We start from the raw sequence: 25,222 nt of genomic DNA on the forward strand, positions 1-25,222 counted from the left end.
AAAGCGGTAGAAAATAATTCAAAAAAAAACGTCTTATGTTGTACAACATATATGATTAATACATACATTTGCATCGTTTTACAACAACAAGATATTATAGACCGTTTAAATTAAGAACAAAATGAAAAAGTTAGTTGCATTTGCTGCTGTTATCGCAGCTGTATCATTCGCATCTTGTGGCAACAAATCTGCTGAAACTACCGAATCTGTTGCTGAAACAGAAGAGGCTACTGTAGTTGAGGAAGCTCCTGTAGTAGAAGAGGATGCTGCCGCTACTGATTCTGTAGCTGTTGAGGTTACTGACTCTGTTGCCGTAGAAGCTGCTCCTGCTGAATAATAATCAGTAAACGAGTTTTGAGGACAGTCTGTATGCGTTGAACATACAGACTTTTTTTGTTTATAAACCATAGATAATGATATGAGACAAATTTTACTTCTTCCATTGGCCGCTCTATTGGCTATGCCGGTATTCTCGCAGACTCCTGCCGATACGACGCTTACGATCCGGAATATAGAGATTCAGGGTACCCGTTTCGCCGGGTTGAGCGAGAGGGGCGGGATGAAAATCTTGCGGGTAGATAATAACTTGAGTAGCGTTACCAATACGGCGGCGGATGCTTTTCGCCAATTGCCTTCTGTCATAACCGATATGGAAGGAGCCGTTATATACAGGGGCTCCGGTAATGTCGGGATGCTTGTCGATGGAGTTCCTTACGGTTTGCTGGAAGAATATAGCGGTGACGTGCTGATCCAACTTCCCGCCCTGTTCTTTAACCAGATCTCATTAGGTGCGTTTCCTCCGATTAATGCGGTGCCGGATGGTGATGTGGGCATACTCAATCTGGTGCCTCGTATGTATGGAACGGGAGATTCCCCTCTATATGTTACGCTTGGGGCGGGATGGAATGAGCGATATAACGCAGGAGCGGTATTGAATTTGCATCCCGGAAAATTCCATATCAACGCGAAATACAATTATAGGAGGGAATACCGGGAACGATCTTTCAGCAAATCGACCGCGACCGCTAAAAACCGGACGGAGATGAATAATAATGCCACGGCTCGTCCGGACGTACATGTGGCGGATATGAAAGTAGACTATGATCTTTCCGCGAAAGACCGGATCACCGTGCATGGCCTGTATCATTTGATGGATTATAGCCGGTATGGACGCATTAACAACCGGGTATTCAACCCGAAAGGGGAGCAAATGAAGTACGTGATCCGTAACCGGTATAACGACCAGCGTCAGGAAGCTTATGCCGCCGAAGCGTATTGGAACCATGAGATTTCGGAGAATCAAGGTTTTTATACCGTATTCAACTATAATAATTTCTCGTATGATGAGGATAATGATTTCAAGAATGAGAATCCTCAAAACGGGAATATCGTCTCGGAGGATAACCAATCTATCGACCATACGAAACATAATTATTTCTGGGGATTTGGATATGGGCAGGAGATCGATGGTTGGGATTTCAAGCTTGGTTATATAGGTCGTGCGCGAAACGAGGATTATCTGACGGCTGCTTTTGATAAGGTGGACGGTAGTTTTGAGCTAAGTCCGGCGAAATCGTATAATTACGATTTCAAACGTTATCTGAATTTGATCTATGCGGACGTGGTTAAGAATTGGGGCGCTTTTAACGCGGAGATAGGGATACAGGCGGAATTTAGTCATTTTAAGATGAATGAGTTTAGCCCTTCTTGGATCAACGACCCTTATTGGCAGGGGATAAAAGGCAAAGAGAACAAGAGCTCTCGTTTTCATTTGTATCCTCGTGCCCGTTTTACTTATGAGGTGAATAAGAGCAATCGTTTAAGCTTGAGTTATCAGCAACGGGTGATTCGTCCGAATGGCAGCTATTTGTGCTCTTTCTTGAATAACAGTGATCCTACCCATATCATACAGGGGAATCCGGGCTTGAAGGATGAGTTTATCCATAACGTAGAGCTAGGATATCTGTTTTCGGCTCCCCGTTTTCGTTTGACTCCGGCTATTTATTACCGGAATCGTACGAATCGTATCATGGAGGTCGCTAGCCAAGTAAATGACGAGACGGTTTGGAAGAAAGAGAATATCGGACATAGCCAAGCAGTCGGAGCCGACTTGTCCGGTAGCTGGAATCCGGTACGTATCTTGACGGTCGGTTTCTCCGGGGATATCTATCGGGACGAGATCGATGGGCGTACGATAGGCTATGACGAGAAGAAATCCTTGGTTTGCTGGGATGTGAAGGGGAATGTAAACGTAAGTATTACGCCGACTACGGATTTTCAGGTAGACGGCTTCTACGTTTCCGACCAGCTTACGCCTCAAGGTAAGATCAAAGGCCGTTATAGCGTAAATGCCGGTCTCTCTCAATATTTCCTCAATCGTAAATTATGCGCGAACTTAAGTATCAACAATATATTCGATAGTTTAGAAGAAACAACGATTATTGATGCCCCGAACTTAGAAATGACGCAAAAGCGCAATCGTGATGCCCGGGTAGCTTGGCTTACGTTGACTTATCGTTTATAAAGTAGGTTCCGTGCCCTGTGTTCCATCTTGTTTGTGCTTTTGGATGAACAAGATGAAACGCATGGAACGGTCGTACGTGAAATAATTCCAGATCCAGTCGATCAGTACAATTAGCTTATTCTTGATTCCTAAGATGGAACGTAAATGTACGAGCATCCAAACCAACCATGCCGTAAATCCGTGTAATTTCACCTTATTTAAATCGGCAACCGCTTTATTCCTGCCGACAGTAGCTAAAGTTCCCAAATTCTTATAATGGAAAGGTCTCGGTTTTTTTAGAGCCTCGATCCGTTGTAGATTTTCGGCTAATAACTCACCTTGCTGAATCGCTACCTGAGCGACTTGCGGATGTCCGTTCGGGTAATCCGGTTCTGCCATCCAGCAGACATCTCCTATGGCGAATATATTGGATAAGCCTTTTACTTGATTACATTCATTGACGATAATCCGTTCCCCCCGGGTCAAGAGTTCTCCTTCGATATGATCGAAATGCACCGCTTTCACACCACTTACCCAAAGTAAGGTTCTAGTGGGTATGGTTTGTCCGTCATCTAAGAAAACGTTCCCATCCTTATAGTCCACGACACGCTTCTGAAGAATGATGTTAACGCCCATATCCTCAAGGAAGCGTTTAGCGTTGGAGGAGGCTTCCGGAGACATGGCCCCTAGTAATTTAGGGGACCCTTCTATCAGATAGATATTCATATGAAAGTTTCCTAGATCCGGATAGTCTTTTGGCAAAACAAACCGTTTCATCTCGGATAAAGCGCCGGATACTTCTACACCTGTAGCCCCTCCACCTACAACAACTATATTTAGCAAAGCTTGCTTCTCGTCTGGGTCCGTACAAGTAGTCGCTTTCTCTAAATTAATTAATAAGGTGTCTCGTAAAGCTAACGCCTCTTCTACCGTTTTCATGGGTAGAGACTGTTCCTCGATCGTTTTGTTTCCAAAGAAGTTGGTGATAGTTCCAGCGGCGATTACAAGATAATCATATTCCAATTCGCCGATGGAGGTTTGAATGGTATGCCCTTTCGGATTGACGCCATATACCTCTGCCAACCGGAAGTAAAAGTTCTTTCTCTTCTGGAATATCTTTCGATATGGAAAGGATATTTCATTATATTCTAAGCCGGAGGACGCTACTTGATAAAGCAGGGGAGGAAACTGGTGATAGTTGTTCTTGTCGATTAAGACTACTTGAAACTTGCTCTTTTTCAATTTCTCAGCTAGTTTTAACCCTCCAAATCCGCCCCCGATAATTACGACCCGCTTTTTGTCTGTGTAAGGAATGTTGAAGCCCATGATCTAAACGCTTTTCCTATATAAACATAGAAAGAAGCGAATTGGTTCTTCCGTTAATTATTAATGTATGTAAGCGGGTAGAGGCTTTATTTACAGGAAGGTTTATCGTGTTTCGGGGAAATACGTTTCTTTACCTTCCGCTTCAATCGCAAAAACTGCAATATGGAAAGTATACGCATCAAGATTATGAATAAGATAACCCCTAGCAAAATATAGCAAATTATCGGCGATGTCATTTTACCCTCTTCTTCACAAATTTTATCCCAGTCTTTAATTTGGAATAGTAAAACATAAAAAAATATGGTGGTCATTATACACTATCTTTTATTAGATCATCCATACGGATAGGTGTCTAAAATCAATGAGGCAAAGATAAATGAGCATAACTTATTAGGAGTTATACAACTTGACAATTTAAATGTATATTCTGATAGGGGGTGTTTTCTACAACGATTTAAGTTTTTTCCTTAGCTCCGTGGGACTATATCCAAAGCGTGCCTTGCAAAATTTGTAGAAATGCGAATGCGAGGAGAAATCGAATTCATCTATTATGTTCTTAAAATCATCCTCGCTGTTAGCTATGGCGACCAATAGTCGTTTGGATTTCTCTTGCATCAGCCATTCGTAGGCTGGAATACCGAAAGCTTTTTTAAACTTCATTCGAAAGGAATTTACTCCGTAACCTATCATTTGAGCTAGATCTGTTACTGTTTTAGCTTTTATATAATTCTCGGCGATGAGTCTCTCAAACTCTGCTGAATGCGTACTTGATAAATAGAAAAAGTAGTCTAATTCCTCTTTTCTATAAAGCTTTTTCAGTAAGTAGAATAATTCCGTTCTCTTTAATTCATACAAAGGGTAGTTCAGGAAATTATTTTCAAGATATTGTCCGACAAGTTCTAGAAAACCGTATAAAGGTTCCACTATTTTCAGTTCTATCCACTTAGAGATAGGTTGAGGTAATATTCCGTACGGATGTTGGTAATACGGTAACTCATTCATCGTTAAACTGTCAAAAAAGAAAATGATGATTTTTGAACCTAGTGTGATATCATATGTGTAATTTTCAAATGATCTTAGAAAGATCATATACTGTTCACCGATTGTTTTCTTTTCTTCTTTAGTGGAATATATAGTTATGGATCCGCTTAAGATAAAAATAATCATATCGCTGGATAAACCAGATAAGGTTTGTGTTATTTCCTCTGACATCAATATGATACTAAAGCCAGCGTGTAAGATTCGGTTTTCAGATGTTTCCGGAGAAATTCTGTTAATAAGCTTGTTTATGAAATTATTGTTATTTAGTTTGTTATACAAATATTTCCCCCCTTCAGTAAATCTAGATGCAAAAAAAGCGCAATGTATTAGTATGGTCTGTATACAAACTATCATTTTTTGTATACATTATGATATGAATGAAAAATAAATAGGAATCAGAGGAGGTCTCTGATTCCTTGTAAAATAAGATCTCCCATTTTTTTAAGGGAAGAATTAAGTTTACTAATACTTTAGGAGGGTAATTTCTATTATCACAATAGAATGAAATAAAAACTAAATACGTCTTACAAATGAAAATAAGACATTACGTATGAACAAGCTTGAATATTATAACGTATTGTGTTTTATTTTCTAAGTCGTTTTATTTATCCGTGCGGAATGGAAGCACCGGTAATCCTTGTACGTTTTGCAAGTTGCCAATTTGGAAATTCCGGAAACCATAACGAGCGGCTATTGGGGCTTTTACGCCCGGAGCTGAGATAATAACGGTTTTCTTGTTAGCGTCTATAGTTGCGTTTGCCTTGTGGAAACGCATGTCTTTTCCGGCTATCTCGAAGCCTATGATCCCGTTATCTCGATTGAAGCCATCTTCCGCATTCTTGAAAAAAAGAATGATTTTATCTTTATCTATTTCCATATGATCGTATTGGGGGCTCTCACAAGCGATGGTTGTATAACCATAGGTTTTGTTTAGAGCCATATAACAAAGACGCTCACCGATCTTTTGTTTCTCTTTGGGGTGTATTTGCCGTTTCTCGTAATCCTGTACCAGATCGTTCGTGGAAACAATACCGCTATTGGGGATCAACCGGGTGGCTTTGTATTGCTCTTCACGAAGGTATGCGGCTTGGGCTCCTTCTCCATATTCGTAAGGGGCGATTTCTACCAGATAGAAAGGTAATTCTCCTTGTCCCCATAATCCTCTCCAATGTTCTACCATTGTCGCTAGGCGTTTAGCGTAGTCCGGGTGTCCGACATTTGACTCTCCTTGATACCATAGGAAACCTCTGACCGTATATTTGCTGGCTGGTTTCAGCATTCCGTTATACATGATCATGGGTTGTAGCATCGGATGGATTTTCTCATCGTTACCCGCTAAGGATAGATCGATATCGCTATAATTTAGCAGGATGTCTTTGGGCAACCAACCTTCCACTGTGGAGCCGCCCCAGTTACAATTGATGATACCTACCGGCACGTTCAACACCTCGGTCAACAGGGTCGCGAAGAAATAGGCGGTAGCTCCGAACTCCGGTGCGTTTTGCGGATCACATACTTTCCATTCGCCACCTACCGGATAATCTTTCGGTTCCAAGGCTCCGACCCGTTGGATCGTAGCGTAACGGATCGAGTTCTTATATTTCCCGGATGTAGCGATAGCGTGGTTACCTTCCTCGATAGGGCAGTGCCAGAAACCTCTTAATGGCATTTCCATATTGGATTGGCCGGAACCGAACCATACCTCGCCGATCAGAAGATCATGCAAGACAATCTTGTCTTGTCCATTCTCTAATGTTAACTGTTGCTTTTCGAAACTGGCCGAGGGCGTCTGAACCCAGATTTCCCATCTGCCTTGATCGTTTACTTGGGCCGTGTATTCCGTATTGTCCCAAGAACTACGGGCTTTCAGGCTTGAATTTGGGGTTGCATTTCCCCAGAGCCGTACTTTAGTGGCTTGTTGGAGTACCATGTTGTCGCCTACCAAAGCTGGCAGCTTGATCTCGGCCCGGAGGTTCACCAAACCGAGAAGGAGGCCGATCGCCATCCAATAGAATTTGTTCATATCGCTTGTTTTTTTGATGTCGGAAGCTTCCGACGGTTGTTAATCTGATAAAAAAGAGCCGGCAGGCGGTCTTTCGGACGGCTATTCGCCGGCAAGTCGTTCGATAATCTCCATACACATCCGTCCGTTGTGATAGGGACATTTCCAGAAACCGGCCTTGTCATCCTCGCGATTGATCTCGTGATCGAGCGATACGCTCCAATGCCATTCCCCTTGTTCCTTGTCGATCAAATAACGCTGAATGAATTTCCAGCATGTATAGGCTGTGCCTAAGGCAGGCTCATCTCCGAAATGTTGATACAAGTTGAAATGACCCACTACATTCTCGGCTTGCACCCACCAATTCAGGTCTGTGTCGGCTTTCTTCTCATCCGGGTGATACTCGTAAATGAGGCTACCGTTCGCTAATAACCCGTCTTCGGCCGCTATCGCTATCTTTTGAACCAAAGGCTCTACTTTCTGAAGGATCTCGTTGTCTCCCAATTCGATAGCGGCCTCATGCAGTAACCAAGATGCCTCTATATCATGACCGTAGGAGATGATACGGTATTTGCTTTCCCAATCCTCGTTGAAAAAGAGGTTTAAATGATAGGTACGGTGATCCAAAATCTTGTCGGTGAAAATCAGGATCAAGTTTCGGAGTTGTTTTTTGAGGTGCTCGTCTTTCCATTCCCGGTACAAGTTGGTATAAGGTTCGAGGATATGCAGGTGGGTATTCATTGTTTTTTTCTCATTCTCATCCTTGTCGCTGAGTCGCATATCCTCTATCAGTTTCCAGTCTTTCCTAAAGGCTTCCATATAACCGTTCTTTTCCGGGTCGAAACTATATTGTTCGATTGCCTTGAAGAGACGGATCGCATAATCCAACGCTTCTTTATCTCCGGTAGCCCGGTTGTACTCGCTTAATCCGTAGATAGCGAATCCTAAGGCGTAGATTTGCTTTTTGGTTTGCACCGGTTGACCGGTATAGTCTAATTCCCAGTAAATACCCTCGAATTCTTGGTCGTAGAATTTATCGATAAGGTAGCGTTTTGCATGGGTCGCCGTTTCCAGATATTCCGGCTTTCGTAATAAACGGTATGCGGCGGAGAATGTCCATAGGATACGGGCGTTCAAGATGGCGCCTTTAGGGGCATGTACGACTCGTTGGCCGTTTCCCGTGATTTGCCCATGGAAACCACCATACTCATTATCAATCATTCGGTTCATCCAAAAAGGGAGGATATTGTTCTCTAGCTCCCATTGAACCTCGTTTTGTAAATCTTCGGAGATTTTATTCATTTGTTTCTTTTCTTTTGGTTTCTAATGTTGCGGTGATTTCCTTCATCTTTGTCTCGCTAAGCGGATAGAAAGCGATAAATACAACGGACAGGATCGTACCTACGGCCGGTAAGAAACTGAGGAACATCTTGATTCCGCTAATCGTTTCCTCGCTTTGTACGGTATTGGCCTGAAATCCGAAGAAAGCGAGCAGCCAGCCTGTGATAGCCGTGCCGATCGCCCATCCGAATTTCTGGCTCATGGACGAAGAACTGAAGATCAATCCTGTGGCACGGTTCCCGGTTTTTAGTTCTGAGTAATCCGTGCAATCAGCGTACATGGACCAAAGTAAGGGGAAAATACTACCGGCGCAAATACTGATGAACACTTGGAACGTGAATATCAGGGCTAGATCCGTCTTGTCGAGCCAGAAAAAGAGGATGCTTAAGACCGAGGCGATCAGCATGGAGCCCATATAGGTTCTTTTCTTTCCGATCCGGTTGCTTAATGGGGCGGCCAAGATTACTCCGATAATGTTTGCCGCCTGTCCTACCGCCAGATATAATCCGCTTAAGACGAAGGAGACTCCGAAAAGAGATACATTGGCATAGGCTTCCTCAACGATAAAGTATTTGAAATAATATACGGTAGCCCCGTCGCGGATGGAATTGAAAACCAGAGCGGAGACACCTGCTCCCAATAGTATCCACCAAGGCTTGTTGCGCAATAGGTCTCTCAAGTCATCTTTTAACGAGCCTTGTTGCTCTTTAATCGGTTTTACCCGTTCTTTTGTCCATGCGAAACATCCATAAAAGAGAATGGCGCACAGGATAGCGATAACTACGACCGCTAGGGTCCATCCATGTTGTTGATCCGCCAATTCATCGCTATTTCCGCTAAAGAAACGCACCATCGGCATGAATAGCAACAGGGCTATAAAACTGCCGATATAGGCGAATACCATGCGGTACGTAGAAAGGGTATTACGGTCTTGCGGCAATGGACTCATTACTCCAAGCAAGGATGCGTAAGGCACGTTTATGGCGGAGTACACCATCATCATCAAGGAATAGGTGATATAGGCATAGATCAAATTACCTGTTTGTCCGAAAGAAGGAGTCGTGAAAGTGAGCACTCCGATAGCGGCGAACGGGATCGCCAGCCAAAGCAAATAAGGGCGAAATTTTCCCCAGCGTGTTTGCGTACGATCCGCCGCAACGCCGACAATCGGGTCAAAGACCGAGTCCCATATACGAGTTATCAAAAACATCGTACCTACGGCTGCTGCCGGTAATCCGAATACGTCCGTATAGAAAATCATCAAGTAAGCGCCAAACAGTTTCCAGAACATGGACGATGCCATGTCCCCGAAACCGTAGCCTATCTTCTCTGTTAGTTTAATCATATGAGTGGTTTTTGTAGGTTATTTCAGGAGTGGAAGATTTCGATCGATTAGCTTTTTCAGCGTCTCGACAGATGCGGTCGTAGTCAGCCCGTCGGCCGGAGTGTTCATGCAGTAATCTACCAATTTATCGATTGTGGATACAGCCACGTGCATACGGGTATCAGAGGATGCGTAGTAAATATATACGGTTCCATCCTCATCCGCGATCCATCCGTTAGAGAATAAAACGTTGGATACATCGCCGATCCGTTCCTCATTTTCCGGAGCCATGAAATAGCCGGCGGGTGTGGCGATAGGTCTCGTGGGATCTTCCAGCGCGGTCATATACATATAAAGCACGTAACGTAATCCGGCGGCGCATCCCCGTACGCCATGGGCGAGATGTAACCAGCCTCTCGGTGTCTTGATCGGGTGGGGGCCTTCGCCATTTTTCACTTCCTTGATCGTATGGTAGTAACGTTGGTCGATGATGGTTTCTTCCTTGACTTCGGCGTGCGTGATATCATCAATCAAGGCCCATCCGATACCACCGCCACTTCCCGCGTCGATAAATCCGTCTTGGGGGCGGGTGTAAAGGGCATATTTATCATTTACGAATTCCGGGTGTAATACGACGTTACGTTGTTGGCTCTTGCTCTTTAAATCCGGGAGACGTTCCCAGTTTTTTAAGTCTTTTGTCCGGGCGATAGCTGCCGTGGCGGTTGCCGAGGACAAATCACCGGGTGCTGCGTTCGGGTCATGGCGCTCGGCGCAAAAGATTCCGTAAACCCAGCCGTCTTCATGAGCGGTTAGGCGCATGTCGTAAATATTCGTGGCCGGGACAAGATCGTCCGGCATGGTTACCGGGTAATCCCAAAAGCGGAAATTGTCTACTCCGTTCGGGCTTTCGGCTACGGCGAAGAAGGATTTACGGTCGCTTCCTTCTACACGTACCATTAATATATATTTACCATTCCATTTGATCGCGCCGGAGTTCATGGTTGCGTTCATGCCGATGCGTTCCATCAAGTAGGGGTTTGTCTTTTCATTTAAGTCATATCTCCAGAAGATCGGGGTATGCGCGGCTGTCAGTACAGGGTGTTGATAACGGGTGAAGATTCCGTTTCCGTCTTCTAAAGGGATATTTTTCCGGCTTAACAAGGTTTCGTGTTTAGCGAAGAGTTCGTTTACTTTTTCTTGAAATTGTTCCATGATGTTTTTGCTTTAAATGATATTATCAGATGGTGGGAGACGGGGCACGCCCCGTCTCTACAACTGGATATGACGTGATTTATCTGGTTATGTATGATGTTATTTATATAGGTTGATATCGGAGGCGAACAATGTTTTCGGATTTTCAAAGAACTTCTTGAAATCCTCGGCAGAGGCTTGTCCGGGATAAGGGCCAAAGAAGTGAGTGACTTTTTCACGGGCGTTTCTCCATACCAATACATAAGCGACCGGATATTTCTCCATGGCAGGCAGCAGGGTTCCCGTCCACCATGTGGAGTCTGGTATCCCTTCGTAGCCGGTCTCCGTGACCGCTATGATCTTATGGTTGGCTTTGCCTATGCTGTCTATTACGGAAAGACTGGTATCCATGCTTTTCAAGAAGAAATCCTTATCTTCCCGTTGGTAAGCGTCGAAGCCTAGGACGTCGATCAAGTCATGTCCGGGGTAACGTTCCAGATAAGACGCTTGATCCTGCGGCTCTGTACCTGTGGAATAAGCGTATACGATCTGGTCTGTTGCTCCGTGAGCGTTTAGATAATCGGCGGTCATTCGCCATAGCGCCTTGTATTCATCCGTGGTACATAAATTCTGTCCCCACCAGAACCAACTTCCGGTGTGTTCGTGCCAAGGACGGAATAGGACGGGAATCTTGGTGCCATCGCTTGTTTTCAAGGAAAGGATGAAATCATTCACTTTGCCTAGCCAACTTTGGAATTTCTCATAGTTCTCCCCTTCCGGAAGGATCGATTTCACGACAGCATGGTCTGATACGTCCCAAGCGTCCCCTCCGGTTTTAGGGTTACGGGGATGCCAACTTAAAGATACCAAGCCTCCCCGGTTATATTGGTTGATGATTTCCTTGCGTATTTTCTCGAAAGGTACTTTATCAAGGCTTTTATCTCCCCCGAGTTCGATCTCTCCAAGATCAAAGCTGATAACGGCCGGATAATCGCCGCATACTTTTTGCACGTCTGAGCCTCCTTCGTCAAATTCCCATCCGATCCCATAAACCGTATCATCGTGGTGTCCGAACATGATTCCTTTTTGTGGAATCGCACGTAGGTTCTCTATTAAACGTTCTCTCGGCGAAACCTGTTCGCTTGTCGGCTCTAGTCCTTTCTTCGATGGTGAACAGGCGATTAGTGCCCCTAGGCATAACATAGTGATTAATTTCGTGTTCTTCATGATAACTGTCTTTCTTTATGAACGCGAATGTAAGAGGTATCGGGCAGACAATCTAGTATTATTTTATCGGATAGCGATATTATTTTTATTTTAACCGGAACGGTTGTTTGATTTGGAATTCATTGTTATCTTTGTGCATGTTAATTAATCAAATAGAATGACTATGGGAAAATGGAATGATTTACAAGAACAAGTGAAGGAAGGGAGAGAACGAGAGAAAGCCCGAAAGGAGAATTTGGGAAAGTTCTTTTATGATTTGGCGAAACTGACTTTTGCGGGTGTAGTTATATGTGGGGTTATCCCGTTGTATAAGAATCCGAATGATTTTTCACAGTGGGTAATGCTCATAACAGGTTTAGGAGGTACAGGAATGATTGCGGTTTGTGCAAATAGAATATTTAAATAATAACAGATATGAATAACATGACATTTTTGTTTTTAATTATTATCGTGGTAATGGGGATATTTCTTGCATGGACTTATACCAAATCCGGTAAGAAATGGCTGAAGAACCTATAGTGAACATCTAGATATAGAACTATACCCAATACACGGATCTTATGGAATTATTTATTTTTTCTATAAGATCCGTGTATTGTTTTTGGTAACCCTTGGTTTCTAGTTCCCAACTTGAACCTGTATACGCTCTTTTGAAGTTATCCTCTTCTCAAATACTTTCGTGTCCAGCAGAATAGGGGCATTGACGAAATCCGGGACATTATAGGAATAGACAGAACGATCGTAATAGGTTTCCGAGTCTTGTTGGGGAAGGAGAAAGGGCTTGCTTATCTTGCCATTCTCATCCATGCTAGCCAGATAAAGGCGGGTATAAAGGCCGTCACCCCGGCGGCTACTGAAGACAAACCAGCGGGAGTTGCTACTCCAGTTGTGAAAGCTTTCGGTATCATCGCTATTTACTTCGGATAGCTCGCGGAGGTCTCCGCTTGTCAAGTCCAGTAACCATAGATCCGCCTCTTTATGCCAGATCGAAAAGTTTCCGTAATCGGATAAGGTGAACATAATATATTTGCCGTCATAGGAAGGACGGGGGAAAGATACGCTTTTCCCTAAAGCCTCAGCGTTCACCAATGTATCGATACGGCTCCCGAATGTACCGGCAGAGGGATCAAAATCTATACTACATAAATTATATCTTATCTCTTTATATTCTTCGGGAATCTTTTTAGCCTCGGCGGAACAAAAGTAAAGCGTACGACCATCCGGGGAGAATGCGGGGAAGGTCTCGAACCTGTCTTTCTTTTGCAAAGGATCGCAAAGAAGTAGACGATGATCTGCCGGATGGTAAACGACTACATCAGATTCCAAATCCAAGACTTCTACCCGCTCGTCCTTAACCGTATGGAACGATTGCCGGGTGTTGTTCGTGGAATACGCTATATATTCGCCTCCGGGATGCCAGTAGGGATAGACGCAAGCGGCGATTGTCTGATCTGTTTTCGTGTTGAGGTATTCATCCTTATTGCCGGTTCTCATAAAAGTGGCTCCATGCGTCCCTCGGATGTGAAGACTGAAATGGCTCGGGTCCGTACGATTGAAGGCATGGCAGTTTACGCACATACCTTTGACCAGCGTGTTTTCCACCAAAGGTCTTTCTTTATGAGACGATAGATCACGCTCATAAATACCCATACGGCTATAGACTTCATAACCGGGAGCGATCTTTCGGTATACTAGGCCGTAATCGATCGGGTGGGGGCTGATGTACATGGGGAAAGGTTTGTAAGTACTCCATTTACCCTTTTGCTTGATACTGACAGTAAAGAGTAAACTATCGCCTTGATTGGAGGTGAGCAGTTGCTTCCACTCTTTTTCCGGGAAATTGACATGCTTCGCGTTTATATGTACCTCTTTGCCTTGGTGCCCTTTTACGATAACATCTATCCGCTCATAGGAGGTATCCGTATAAGAGAAATTCATTGGAGCTATCGTGGCGGGAACTGTTACCCCGATATAATCCGGATAGATGGACGGGTATTTCTCTATTTGTTCGGGGGATACCACCGAATCCCCACAGGCGGTAAATAACGCTATACATATACTATATAATAAGATAAGCTTTCTCATGGCCGTTTATTTTCTGAATAATAAGTAATACCAAAATGTCTTCTCGTATTTCGGGCGAAGGATAGGCTCGGAGTCTTTCTGCGTCATATAGACACGGGCGAACTCGCTTACCCCTTCTAATTCGTTGCGGGAGATGCTCCAAGGAAGGCCTTGGAAATTAGGATGCTGCTGTGTCCAAATGAAAATCAATGCCTCTTGATAAGAGATGGGTATGTGGTTATAGCCCAGATCTTTTCCCAGCGGATAATATTTCATGAAACGTTCCAGATCCTTCTTTTGCAAGACATAGGCTAACATATATTCGAAAGCCATCCGGTTACTTTTGTTATGTTGCAGCAATAAGCCTAGCATGACATCCATTTCCGTGTCGCTAAACAAGAAATCTTCCGTATATCGGGCTTTTCTCAACCATCCCCATTCGGGATGCTTCTCTATCTTTTCATCGTTATTTAGGTAGCTCATGGCGTTGGTCGCCCATTTCTTATAGAACAAGGTATGCTGCAAAGCCCGCAGGTATTTGGCGGCGACTGCGTATTGTCCATTGATCAAGTTGGTCTCGGCCAGACGCATATAGGCACGTCCGCTTTTCTTATAGTCGGGGATAGCCTCCATCGCCTCGAACATATAGCGCTGTGAGGAGTTGATCATTCCTAGATGATAGAATATCTCGCTGGTTGGGAGCGGTGAGGTAAAATCTCTTTGGAAGGTCGGGATCAATCCTTCCGTTCCATTCTGGTAGAAATGGAACATGCGATCCCCTAATTGTCCGGTCTTGGCGAGAGCCAGATTTAAGCAGGTCACGGAGAAGGGGGAATTAGGCTCTTTGTTTTCTGCCGCCTTGATGATCTGGTTCCATTGTTTCATGCGGGTGAGGTAGTCGTATTTCATGGCCTCTTCCTTATCCGGATTGCTGGCGGCATAGATCCATGTGCCACCACCGATAAGGAGCAGGGTGGGGATAGCAGCCATCCAAACTTTAGTACCCTTTGCCGGTGGGGGTAGCAAGGCTAGTGCCCCGGGCATTATGGCTACGGTAGCGATTGTCAGTAATAGGGTGTTGGGAACGATCATGGGGAAACGATAATAATCGATGCCGGTCATGAGGCTAAGCAATGGATATTGCGTGAGGTTTTGTGCCAATAGGGGGCATTGGATTCCAAGCAAGATGTAGATAGGAATCCAAATATAGGATTTGTTGTATGTGGCTGGCACGGATTTGATGCAATGCCCGATTATTACTCCGATCACGAAGATGAAATAGGCCCCACCACCTACCACCCAGTAGAGCACCGGCATCATTAGGAGCGTATAGATAATTCGTCCCCATGAATGAGCGGTTTTTCGCTGGATGACTAGAGCGAAGAGGGCGAGAGTTATGGAGACGGGGAATGCCAGCAGGGCATTCTCATCACATAAAAATACCCAGAGCAGGATGGAAGGGAGAAAGCTGAGCGGATACCAAAAGTCGGAAGCCCCCATTTGTTTGGCCAGCCAGTTTATTTGCCGTTGGATAAGCACGAGAACGATCGCCAAGATCGTAGCCCCTGCCCAAGCGAAATAATAGAACTGCGTCAGGAACTCCGCTATATATTCAGCGATGCCTCCGGGATGGAGACATTTGTCGATTCCATATTCCGGCGTGAATAGGAATAACTGGAATTGCTCGTGGTAATGTAAATGATGAGGATAATAAAGTCCCCAAAACAGGCAAATCGCACAGCCGAATAATAAGGAGGCGATTCCTCTTATGTATCTATATTTACGTGTATTTTCCATGATTCTATTATTTAAAAGTCTCAGCTTCCTCGTCGTAGTAGATCTCTTGTACATCTTCAGCGTCGAAAGGAAGCTCGCTAGTGGATAATTCAGGTATATTATAAGATTTTAACGTGATATCGTAATGTTCCGGATCCTCTTGCGGGAGTACGAACGGTTTATAGGCTTTTCCCGTACTATCCACGTAAGAGAAATAAGGCTTTCCGTATAGTCCGTCATCCCGCTTACTGGCAAAGACAAACCAATGGCTGTTAGAGGACCAGCTATGGTAGGTATCCGATTTATCGGAGTTGACGGAAGGTAAGGTATCTATCTTCCCGGTCTGGAGGTTCATCATATGCAGGTCTGTTTCCCGGTGCCAGATCGGGAAGGTTCCATAATCGGCTACCGTGAAAAGCAGGTATTTACCGTCGGGCGATATCTTGGGATGGCAGGCGGAGCCATTATGCTTCTGGGCATCCCATACGGTCTCGATCCGTTGGCCCCATTCTTTGGTATCTTTATGGAAAGATATGCGGCATAGGGAATATTTTAGGCTATGGATGCTATCGGGCAACGGCTGGAGAGGAGCGGAACAATAATAGATCCAGTTCCCATCGGGCGAGAAAGTTGGGAAAGTCTCTAACTCATCTTTCCGGCTAGTCAATGGGGAGGTGATGAGTTGTTTCTTTCTGAAATCTGCGACCATTAGGTCGGAGGTCGTATCATAGACTTCCAACCGCTTACTCCCTAACGAATGAAAAGCAGGGATGATAATATTCGTGGAAAAAACAGCGAACTGCCCCGATGGATGGAAATCGCCATAGACAGCCCCATTCGGCAGACTGTCGTTGCTCAGTTTCAACTTCCTCAAATGTCCGTTACGGTTCAGCAGGGTGCCTCCTTGCTTTCCCCGTAAATGGAACATGGATAAACTTCCTTTCTTATTTCCGTAAATATGGCAGTTCATGCAAGAACCGTCGGTATCTTTGTTGTCGGCGATAATCCGTTCTTCAAAAGAATTAATCTCCCGTTCGCATAATTGGATTTTGTTCCATACCTCGTAACCCGGTTCGATAAGCCGGTAGCTTATATAACTATCCAGTTTCTCCGGAACTACTTGCCAGTAGAAAGAGGGGTAACGGAGCCATTTACCCTTGATACGGGCGACTACGGTTATTTGCAGGCGGTTGCCCACTTCCTGCTCTAAAAGGCTTTCCCATAGGTTTAAAGGGAAAATAGCTTTCTTTCCGAAAGATAATTGTATCTCTTTTGATTCCCCTTTCAAAGTTACTTGCATAGCGTCCGCATCGTTTCTCAATAAGAAGTTGAGAGGGGCGATATTCGTGGGAATCATGATATCCGTATAATCGGGATACATAGGGATTGGGTCTGTGGTATCCTCTATTTGCTTCGGGGTAGGGGCACATCCTGCCAGCAAGCAGATTATCCAGACGAGGTAATAGGTTATGTTCTCTTTCATGATTCTTACTTCTTTCATGGCTTACTCTCCTTTCCGGGCTCTGTGGTCGCAAAATGATAATAGAACCAATAGGTCTTGCCGTATTTCTCTTTCAAACTCGTGTCCTTTGCCTCATAAAGCCGGGTATAATCGGCGAATTCTTTCGCTATCTCTACCGGGATTTGGTATTTTATAAGCTCTTCCGCACGGATATTACCTTGGCGGGCGAGATGGATCAGCAGGGCCTCGGCGAAAATGGGACTAGAGACCTTACCCGGTACATAATCTTCTACAAAAGAACGGAGATCTTTGGAGAGTAAATGATAGCAGAGTAAATATTCGTAAGCACGGAGATTGCCGGCGTTCGAGGCGACTAAGTTCTGTAAGGAAGTCACGGCATCGTTACCGGAACGTAGTTGGTCTTGGGTCGGGATGTCTCTGCGTTTCTTCTCCAGCCACTCCTTTACTTGCGGGGTTTGCTGACCGGGTATTCTCTTTTCGGCCCAGCTTTTATGAAGGAGTGTCTTGTCTAATATACGTAGATATTTAAGAGCTGCCTCATCATCCCCATTGACCAGATTGATCTCAGCCAGCCGTTTGATCATACGGCTACCCGAATTGCGAGGAGAGAAGATCATACTTAGCATGGCGCAATGCTCGGCCATAGTCATATCTCCTAACGTGAACCATAACTCGTTGGCGAATAGGATAGAGAGAAAAGAAGCGGATGGGTTCACGGGAAGGATCAACCCATTCGTACCCGGTTGATTCCACGCTAGGAGGTTCCGGGAGAGAGATACGGGTGAGTTGATCTCGGATGGATGCGTGGCATTGTACAGGTTCCGGTAATAGGTCACCCAAAGGATTTGACGGTCTGTCTCGAGATGTTTCCTCATCTTTTGTATATTTCCGAAATAATGTTCCACATCGAGGCTGAGTACATACTCCCGGTCGAGATCCGGCTTACTCCACCAAGTGGTAGCGGGATATTGGGTCGCTGGAAGAAGCAATATACCAACTGCGAGCAGGGCACTTAGCTTTTGATGGTGCGCTATGATTCCGGCGGCCAGCATAAGGGCCAGACAGAGCCATGCCCCGTACCCGAAGCACCAATAGCAAAGAAGCATGGCGGGAATGCAGGTAAGAAGACGTTGCCCCTCAGTTTGGCTCCGGCTATATAACAGGAAAACACCTTCTGCTCCGATCAAGGAGAGAGTTGCGGATAACGGATAGGCGAGTCCGCAAGACCTTCCGGCCTCCCATAATACAAGTAGTATCATAAGAGGAAGGGCGTATCTCTTGCTGACGAATTGCCGGAATGTCCGATAGGTAAGCAGGGCAAATAAAGTTAAGACAACGCTTAGGATGAACGGGCCTCCCCCGATATAATAAAAGAATTGCGTGAGGAAATCGCCGGTGAGACAAGCCAGCCACGCTTCCTCCTGAAAATATCCACGGAGAAACTCACCGCTGTACAAGAACAGCATCATTTGCTCTTTGTGGAACAAATGATAGGGGTACATCCAGAAGAAGAAAGCGAAGATCGCTATCGCCAGTACCGCTAGCGTGATCGACAGATCCTGTTTAATGATTCGCTTCATCCAGTTCCTTTCGTTGCTCTTCGGTCAAGGAGGTTTTTATCATCTTATAGAGGAATTTCCCGACCGTTTGGTTGATATGTTCTTTCATGAACGCATAATTAAAAGCTTGCGTCTCTACTCTCAAGGAATCCCATGTCTGCTTGATGCGGGTGGAATCTTCCGGCGAGCAAGTCTTAAGCGCTGTCCATAGGGCATAGGATTCGCTATTGGTCTTTTGCTTCCGGTCTTTCCAATGCTGCAAGGCGTCGTTTTGCGGTGTACCGGAGGCCGAGCTGATGGAGTCTATCCGTACTGAGGTCACACCCGGTTCCGTTACGACCAGTAGCTCTTGGAACTTGAGACGCAAAAGGATGCGCATACGGAGGACTTTCATCTCTTCTCCCGTTCCTTGGAAAGTAAACCGTGCGTTCTCTATTCTCGTAGAATCGATATTTTCGATCGAGGCGTTTTCCATGGGTGCCAGATAAATCCATTCCCCATCCTGCTGCGCAGTGGGTAAGGTGCCTTCTATGATGTATTGGGAGTCGTTAGATTGACAGGCAAATAGGCACAACAAAGTGAATACTCCTATAAATAGATATTTCATCGATCGTGTTCATTAGTAATTAGAGACTCAAAGTTTAGACTGCGTAAAGTTAGTGTTTTTTCGGAAAAAGGAATGATGTTTTTTTGACAAAGGGTGATACTTAATTTACGTAGCTGTTGGGGAGGAATGAAAAAAGGAGAACGCTGATTAAGACATCCTCCCTTTTTATGAAATAAAGAACAATTAAGCGTTTAGGACTTTCTTGAAGCGATGGATAAATTCCTTGGCCTCATCCATCGTCAAACAAAGCGGAGGAAGCAGACGGATCGTATTCGTTCCGGCTACGCCCGTGAACACTTTCTCCTCAAAGAGAAGTTTGCTACGCACTTCCTTGATAGATTCCTCGAACTCGATACCGATCATCAAACCACGGCCCCGAATTTCCTTGATACCCGGAAGTTTATGAAGCTCTTCCAATAAATAGGCACCCACTTTCGCTGCGTTATCAATCAAACGCTCGTCTTCCATTATATCAAGAACGGCGATAGCGGCTGCACAAGCCAAATGGTTACCGCCGAAAGTAGTGCCGAGCATACCATAAACCGGCTTGAATTTCGGACTGATCAATAACCCACCCATCGGGAAGCCATTGGCGATACCTTTCGCTACCGAGATCAAATCTGGCTTGATACCGGCATATTGATGCGCGAAGAATTTACCGCTTCTTCCATATCCGGATTGAATCTCATCCAAGATCAGACAGGCATCATAAGTCGTACACAGGTTGCGTAACTCACGCATAAAATCATCCGTTGGCAATTGGATGCCACCTACACCTTGGATACCTTCGATGATCACGGACGATACATCCCCCTTCTTCAACTCTTCCTCTACGGCGGAAGCGTCGTTCAATGGAAGATAAGTAACCGCTAGATCCTCATTTACCGGAGCGATGATCTTCGGGTTATCCGTGACACGTACGGCGGCGGAGGTACGCCCATGAAAGGCGTGCTTGAATGCGATCACCCGCTTCTTCCCGTTATGGAAAGAGGCGAGCTTTAACGCATTCTCGTTCGCCTCCGCTCCGGAGTTGATCAAGAACAACGAATAATCATCGTAGCCGGAAGCCTTCCCTAGCTTATCCGCTAATTTTTGTTGCAAGCTATTGATAACCGAGTTCGAATAAAAGCCTAATTTATTTACCTGCTCGGTAATCGCCTTTACGTAAGTAGGGTGGCTGTGCCCCACCGAGATCACGGCATGGCCGCCATATAAGTCGAGGTACTCGTTTCCCTCGCTATCCCATACATGGCATCCTTTGCCTTGTACGATCTCTATATTAAATAATGGATATACGTCGAATAAATTCATCTTTGTCGTATTTTTTAAAACGCTGAGGGTTTTAAGTGTAAGCCAACCGTCTCCTCCAACCCGAACAATAAGTTCATGTTGTGGACCGCTTGGCCGCTAGCACCCTTCAATAAGTTATCGATCATAGAGATGATAAGAAGCTTATCATCTATTTTCTGTAAGTGGATCAAGCATTTATTCGTATTTACCACTTGTTTCAAATCCGGGTTCTTATCAGTGATAAACGTGAAGCTGTGATCATCATAGTATTCCTCATAAATACGTCGGATCTCCACCAAGTCGATCTTGCAATCGATGTATGTCGTGGCGAATATACCACGGGAGAAATTACCGCGTACGGGGATGAAGTTGATCCGGCTTGAATAGCTCTTCTGCAACTGGCTCAAGCTCTGGTTGATCTCGGCCAAGTGCTGATGCGTAAAAGGCTTATAGATCGATATGTTGTCGTTGCGCCAGCTAAAGTGAGAGGTGGAAGAAGGCTTCACGCCCGCTCCCGTCGATCCCGTGATGGCATTGACATGCAAGTCGGAATTCAGCATCAAGTGCTTCGCCAACGGCAATACGCCCAATTGGATGCAAGTAGCGAAACAACCGGGGTTCGCTATATGCCGGGCGTTGCAAATCTGGCGGCGGTTTAATTCCGGCAGGCCGTACACGAAATCGTGCTCCGGGCCTTCGATCCGGTAGTCCATGCTCAGGTCGATAATCTTCACGTTCTCGGGAACCGTGTGGCTCTCCATGAACTTTTTCGTATCGCCATGAGCGGTACAGAAGAACAGAAGGTCGATGCTATCTAACGGCAACTCGCTGGTGAACACCAAATCCGTCTCGCCATAAAGACCGCCATGCACGTCCGTGATCTTGTTACCGGCGTTACTGCTACTGTTTATAAATGTAAGCTCGGCATCAGGGTGGTTTAGGAGCAGGCGGATCAATTCACCCGCCGTGTAACCCGCTCCGCCTATAATTCCGCATTTAATCATATCTCTTCGTCTTTATGGTTCGTATAATAAACACGCAACGGAGTGGAAAGAACCTTGATGAAGCCTTTAGCGTCCTCGGCGGTCCAGCCTTTCTGCATCTCTCCGTACTCACCGAATTTCGTCTTCACCAAGTCATCCTCAGATTCTACGCCAACGGTAGAGAAGGACAACGGACGAAGCTCCAGAATAGCCGTACCGTTCACGTTACGCTGAGACTCTTGCAACATCGCCTCGATATCGCGCATCACCGGTTCCAGATATTGGCTCTCGTGCAAGAACATGCCGTACCAGTTCGCTACCTGATCCTTCCAGTATTGTTGCCATTTGCTCAACGTATATTTCTCTAGGAAGCGGTGCGCCCCGATAATCAACATAGGAGCGGCAGCTTCGAAACCGACCCGTCCCTTGATGCCGATGATCGTATCGCCCACGTGCATATCACGGCCGATACCGTAAGCCGCCCCGATCTCCTCGATCTTCTGGATAGCGGCGATCTTATCCTCGAACACCTCACCATTCACGGCATGAACCTCACCGTTCTTGAACTCGATGCGCAATTGCTCGCTGCCGGTTTTCTCCACTTGTTTCAGATAAGCGCTCTCGGGTAATCCTTGCGCAGAATCAAGAATCTCGCCACCGCAGATAGAGGTTCCCCAAAGACCTACGTTATAGGAATATTTCAACTTCGTGAAATCGGCCTCGAAACCGTGTTCCTTCAAGTAGTTGATCTCTTCCTCGCGGCTCAAGGCCATATCGCGGGTCAACGTGATAATCTCCACGTTCGGAGCCAATACCAAGAAAGTCATATCGAACCGGATCTGGTCGTTACCGGCTCCGGTAGAACCATGGGCGATAGCGTCGGCGCCAATCTCGTTCGCGTAGCGGGCGATCGCCAAGGCTTGGAAGATACGCTCGGAGCTTACGGAGATCGGATACGTACCATTACGCAGCACGTTTCCGAAAATCATGTACTTCAAGCTCTTCTCGTAATACTCTTTCGTAACGTCGATCGTCACGTATTTCGTGGCGCCTAGCTTATAGGCGTTCTCCTCGTTTTGTTTCAATTGTTCCTCGCTGAAACCACCTGTGTTAGCGCAAGCGGCGTATACCTCGTATCCTTTTTCTTTAGCCAGATACATGACCGTGAATGAGGTATCCAAACCTCCGCTGAACGCTACTACTACTTTCTTCTTCATCGTTTCTTTATTTTATGTTGTTTTTCTATCGTATTAATTTAGTCCTTTTTAGTCTGATTACGGGCCTCCCGCTCTCGTTGCGCACGATGCGGATCGGCCGGGTCGAACAGCATGGCCGTGCAGATGCAATACTTACGTTCGGTGCGTTCCAAGATATCGTGGTTCACGCAACCGTTGCAACCTCGCCAGAAAGCCTCATCGTCCGTCAAGTCGGAGAACGTAACCGGTACATATCCCAGCTCGGTATTCATCTTCATCACGGCAGCGCCGGAGGTAAGGCTGAATATCTTCGCTTTCGGCCAGCGCATGCGGGCAAGTTGGAAAGTCATGTCTTTGATGCGTTTCGCGATACCCAAGCCCCGGAAATTCGGATGTACGATCAAGCCGGAGGTAGTCACGTACTGCTTGTTTCCCCATGACTCGATATAACTAAACCCGGCGAACTCGTTTCCCGCCAAGGCGATCACCGCTTTGCCCTCTTTCATCTTCTGGGCCACATACTCGTGCGTACGTTTGGCGATACCCGTGCCCCGGACTTTAGCGGCAGACTCGATCGTATCTAGGATCGTATCCACATATACCTCGTGAGAGGCATCAGCGATCATAACATCAATTTCTATTTCTTGTTCCATTTTATTGTTTGTTCTTAGTTTTTTCCTTTTATATAAAATGTGATAAAGCGGCAATCACCTTCTCTTGGCTCACACCGTTGCGGGGGATTACCAAGATCGTATCGTCTCCGGCTATGGTGGCCAGTATCTCGCTGGGGGCATGGGAGTCTATGTCCGAGGCAATTCCCATGGCGTAACCCGGTCGTGTCTTCACCACCGCCAAGTTTCCGGAAAACTCGATATTCGGCTTTTTCTTGCCTTCAGGCTGTGCTTGTTTGCTTATACTCTCTTCGGGAAGGCGATATACATAATCTCCGGTTCCGTCGTGTACCTTGGCTACTTTCAGTTGCTTGATGTCGCGGGAAAGCGTAGCTTGCGTAACCGAGAATCCGCTATCTTCCAGTTCTTTAAGCAGTTCTTCTTGATTACTTATCACTTTCGTCTGTATAATACCGCAAATGGCATCCAATCGTTCCTTCTTTGTACTCATGTTGTATATTTATGCAAAACAGGCTGCAAATATAAAGAGTATTGTTGAATAAATATACAATCAAGGGCTTTTTTTTCTGATATAAGTAGGGGGTAAGGGATTTTCCTGCTTAGTCTAGGTTTAATCACTGTAAGTGTTAGGCATTTCATCTATTTATATTCATCTTCTATCAGCCGTTGGAGGATCATGCAACAGCTGTTAGAAGATCATGTACCAATTGGTAGATGATTATGCAACGGATGGTAGATGATGAATGTCATTCAAAGAAAAGGCTAATACTTCCTATAGAAAGAACGAAAGGGTGTGGTCGTTTTGAACAAAATGGTAGTATCTTTGCGTTATTAAAAAGAGAGTATCAGGTTTAATTTCAAGTAAAAGGATATGAGAAAAATAGCAAGTTTATTCGTGGCCTTGCTTTTATTGGCAGGCTGTTCCAGCGTACCGTTGACAGGACGTAAGCAAGTGCTGTTGGTTTCGGACCAAGAGGTGTTATCGTCCAGCCTTACCCAGTACAACGATTATATAAAGACGGCGAAGAAGTCGACGAACGCGAACAAGAGCGCTATGGTAACCCGGGTCGGCAAGAGGATAGCCGCCGCTACGGAGGACTATTTGCGGGCGAACGGGATGGCGGATGAGGTAAAAAACTTCTCTTGGGAGTTTAATTTGGTGAATGATCCGCAGGTGAACGCCTTCTGTATGCCGGGAGGCAAGATCGTGGTGTACGAGGGATTGCTGCCTTTAGTTTCCTCGGACGATGAATTGGCGGTGGTCATCGGGCATGAGGTCGCCCATGCCGTAGCTAAACACAGCAATGAGCGTATGAGCCAGCAACTAATGGCCCAATACGGGGCGGCTATTTTAGGTGCGGCTGTAAGCAATAAGAGCGCGGCGGTACAGCAAGCGGCCAATACAGTATATGGTGTGGGAGCGCAGTATGGCGTAATGCTTCCTTTCTCCCGTAAGCACGAGTCGGAAGCGGATTATATGGGATTGGTATTCATGACTATGGCGGGATACAATCCGGACGTGGCAGTCAACTTCTGGCAAAAGATGTCCGCCGGAAAGAGTGGCTCTACGCCGGAATTTATGAGTACGCACCCCAGTGATGCCACTCGTATAGCGGAAATCCAAAAAGTCCTACCCGCAATCAAAACCAAATACAAAAAGTAGTTGGCAGTTGACAA

Annotated in this window: 21 protein-coding genes; 4 read left to right on the forward strand and 17 right to left on the reverse strand. The window is 45.6% G+C overall.

What is annotated here, in order from left to right:
* Nucleotides 1-121: 121 nt before the first annotated feature.
* On the forward strand, nt 122-337 hold the full coding sequence (locus ACYIA1_RS01115; RefSeq protein ID WP_057319968.1) for a PG1828 family lipoprotein: 216 nt from the start codon (nt 122-124) through the stop codon (nt 335-337).
* 81 nt (nt 338-418) lie between these two features.
* Nucleotides 419-2,524, forward strand: a complete 2,106-nt coding sequence (locus tag ACYIA1_RS01120) for a TonB-dependent receptor domain-containing protein (protein ID WP_413639952.1) — start codon at nt 419-421, stop codon at nt 2,522-2,524.
* Here ACYIA1_RS01120 and ACYIA1_RS01125 read toward each other — a convergent pair.
* The 7 genes from ACYIA1_RS01125 to ACYIA1_RS01155 all read right to left on the reverse strand — a co-directional run bounded on the left by ACYIA1_RS01125 (nt 2,519) and on the right by ACYIA1_RS01155 (nt 11,955).
* Nucleotides 2,519-3,829: an NAD(P)/FAD-dependent oxidoreductase gene (locus tag ACYIA1_RS01125; RefSeq protein ID WP_005865574.1), complete on the reverse strand. Its 1,311-nt coding sequence runs from the start codon at nt 3,827-3,829 to the stop codon at nt 2,519-2,521. The two genes, ACYIA1_RS01120 and ACYIA1_RS01125, sit on opposite strands and share 6 nt — an antisense overlap.
* 444 nt (nt 3,830-4,273) lie before the next feature.
* Entirely contained in the window at nt 4,274-5,041 is a 768-nt protein-coding gene (locus ACYIA1_RS01130) for a helix-turn-helix domain-containing protein (protein ID WP_230327922.1), read from the reverse strand.
* A 430-nt stretch (nt 5,042-5,471) separates the two neighbouring features.
* The gene (locus ACYIA1_RS01135; RefSeq protein WP_480334107.1) at nt 5,472-6,893 is read right to left on the reverse strand and encodes a sialate O-acetylesterase; all 1,422 of its coding nucleotides are present in this window, start codon (nt 6,891-6,893) and stop codon (nt 5,472-5,474) included.
* An 81-nt stretch (nt 6,894-6,974) separates the two neighbouring features.
* The gene (locus ACYIA1_RS01140; protein ID WP_480334109.1) at nt 6,975-8,174 is read right to left on the reverse strand and encodes an AGE family epimerase/isomerase; all 1,200 of its coding nucleotides are present in this window, start codon (nt 8,172-8,174) and stop codon (nt 6,975-6,977) included.
* Nucleotides 8,167-9,558, reverse strand: coding sequence for an MFS transporter (locus ACYIA1_RS01145; RefSeq protein WP_005865583.1), 1,392 nt, complete (start codon nt 9,556-9,558; stop codon nt 8,167-8,169). The genes ACYIA1_RS01140 and ACYIA1_RS01145 overlap by 8 nt, the downstream gene beginning before the upstream one ends.
* Before the next feature lie 18 nt (nt 9,559-9,576).
* Nucleotides 9,577-10,749 carry a glycoside hydrolase family 130 protein gene (locus ACYIA1_RS01150; RefSeq protein ID WP_480334111.1) on the reverse strand — a complete coding sequence of 391 codons (1,173 nt, stop codon included), beginning with the start codon at nt 10,747-10,749 and terminating at the stop codon, nt 9,577-9,579.
* Between the two features lie 99 nt (nt 10,750-10,848).
* Nucleotides 10,849-11,955 carry a glycoside hydrolase family 26 protein gene (locus ACYIA1_RS01155; protein ID WP_195474379.1) on the reverse strand — a complete coding sequence of 369 codons (1,107 nt, stop codon included), beginning with the start codon at nt 11,953-11,955 and terminating at the stop codon, nt 10,849-10,851.
* 163 nt (nt 11,956-12,118) lie between these two features.
* On the opposite strand from ACYIA1_RS01155, the gene ACYIA1_RS01160 reads away from it, so the two are divergent.
* A complete protein-coding gene (locus ACYIA1_RS01160; protein ID WP_009018619.1) occupies nt 12,119-12,361 on the forward strand; it encodes a DUF6722 family protein in 243 nt (80 codons plus the stop codon).
* A gap of 212 nt (nt 12,362-12,573) precedes the next feature.
* Here the strand turns inward: ACYIA1_RS01160 and ACYIA1_RS01165 are convergent, their stop codons facing one another.
* The 10 genes from ACYIA1_RS01165 to ACYIA1_RS01210 all read right to left on the reverse strand — a co-directional run bounded on the left by ACYIA1_RS01165 (nt 12,574) and on the right by ACYIA1_RS01210 (nt 24,035).
* Nucleotides 12,574-14,040 (reverse strand): TolB family protein, encoded by a 1,467-nt coding sequence (locus tag ACYIA1_RS01165; protein WP_480334114.1) that lies wholly within the window; start codon nt 14,038-14,040, stop codon nt 12,574-12,576.
* Between the two features lie 6 nt (nt 14,041-14,046).
* The gene (locus ACYIA1_RS01170; RefSeq protein ID WP_480334117.1) at nt 14,047-15,816 is read right to left on the reverse strand and encodes a DUF6057 family protein; all 1,770 of its coding nucleotides are present in this window, start codon (nt 15,814-15,816) and stop codon (nt 14,047-14,049) included.
* Nucleotides 15,817-15,823: 7 nt separating this feature from the next.
* Entirely contained in the window at nt 15,824-17,296 is a 1,473-nt protein-coding gene (locus ACYIA1_RS01175) for a TolB family protein (protein ID WP_480334119.1), read from the reverse strand.
* Nucleotides 17,293-18,858: a DUF6057 family protein gene (locus ACYIA1_RS01180; protein WP_005865595.1), complete on the reverse strand. Its 1,566-nt coding sequence runs from the start codon at nt 18,856-18,858 to the stop codon at nt 17,293-17,295. Before ACYIA1_RS01180 ends, ACYIA1_RS01175 begins: the two co-directional genes overlap by 4 nt.
* Nucleotides 18,842-19,444: a DUF4369 domain-containing protein gene (locus ACYIA1_RS01185; RefSeq protein ID WP_005865597.1), complete on the reverse strand. Its 603-nt coding sequence runs from the start codon at nt 19,442-19,444 to the stop codon at nt 18,842-18,844. The genes ACYIA1_RS01180 and ACYIA1_RS01185 overlap by 17 nt, the downstream gene beginning before the upstream one ends.
* 183 nt (nt 19,445-19,627) lie before the next feature.
* Complete coding sequence (locus tag ACYIA1_RS01190; RefSeq protein ID WP_005865599.1) at nt 19,628-20,755, reverse strand: aspartate aminotransferase family protein; 1,128 nt, start codon at nt 20,753-20,755, stop codon at nt 19,628-19,630.
* Between the two features lie 14 nt (nt 20,756-20,769).
* Nucleotides 20,770-21,738, reverse strand: coding sequence for an N-acetyl-gamma-glutamyl-phosphate reductase (argC, locus tag ACYIA1_RS01195; RefSeq protein WP_480334122.1), 969 nt, complete (start codon nt 21,736-21,738; stop codon nt 20,770-20,772).
* Nucleotides 21,735-22,934, reverse strand: a complete 1,200-nt coding sequence (locus ACYIA1_RS01200) for an argininosuccinate synthase (protein WP_005855223.1) — start codon at nt 22,932-22,934, stop codon at nt 21,735-21,737. Before ACYIA1_RS01200 ends, argC begins: the two co-directional genes overlap by 4 nt.
* A 38-nt stretch (nt 22,935-22,972) precedes the next feature.
* Nucleotides 22,973-23,566: a GNAT family N-acetyltransferase gene (locus ACYIA1_RS01205; RefSeq protein ID WP_005865603.1), complete on the reverse strand. Its 594-nt coding sequence runs from the start codon at nt 23,564-23,566 to the stop codon at nt 22,973-22,975.
* 28 nt (nt 23,567-23,594) lie between these two features.
* On the reverse strand, nt 23,595-24,035 hold the full coding sequence (locus ACYIA1_RS01210; protein ID WP_005865605.1) for an arginine repressor: 441 nt from the start codon (nt 24,033-24,035) through the stop codon (nt 23,595-23,597).
* A gap of 381 nt (nt 24,036-24,416) precedes the next feature.
* On the opposite strand from ACYIA1_RS01210, the gene ACYIA1_RS01215 reads away from it, so the two are divergent.
* Entirely contained in the window at nt 24,417-25,208 is a 792-nt protein-coding gene (locus tag ACYIA1_RS01215) for a M48 family metallopeptidase (RefSeq protein ID WP_005865607.1), read from the forward strand.
* Nucleotides 25,209-25,222 lie beyond the last annotated feature (14 nt).

The sequence above is a fragment of the Parabacteroides sp. KHUB-02 genome (genome assembly GCF_056640955.1).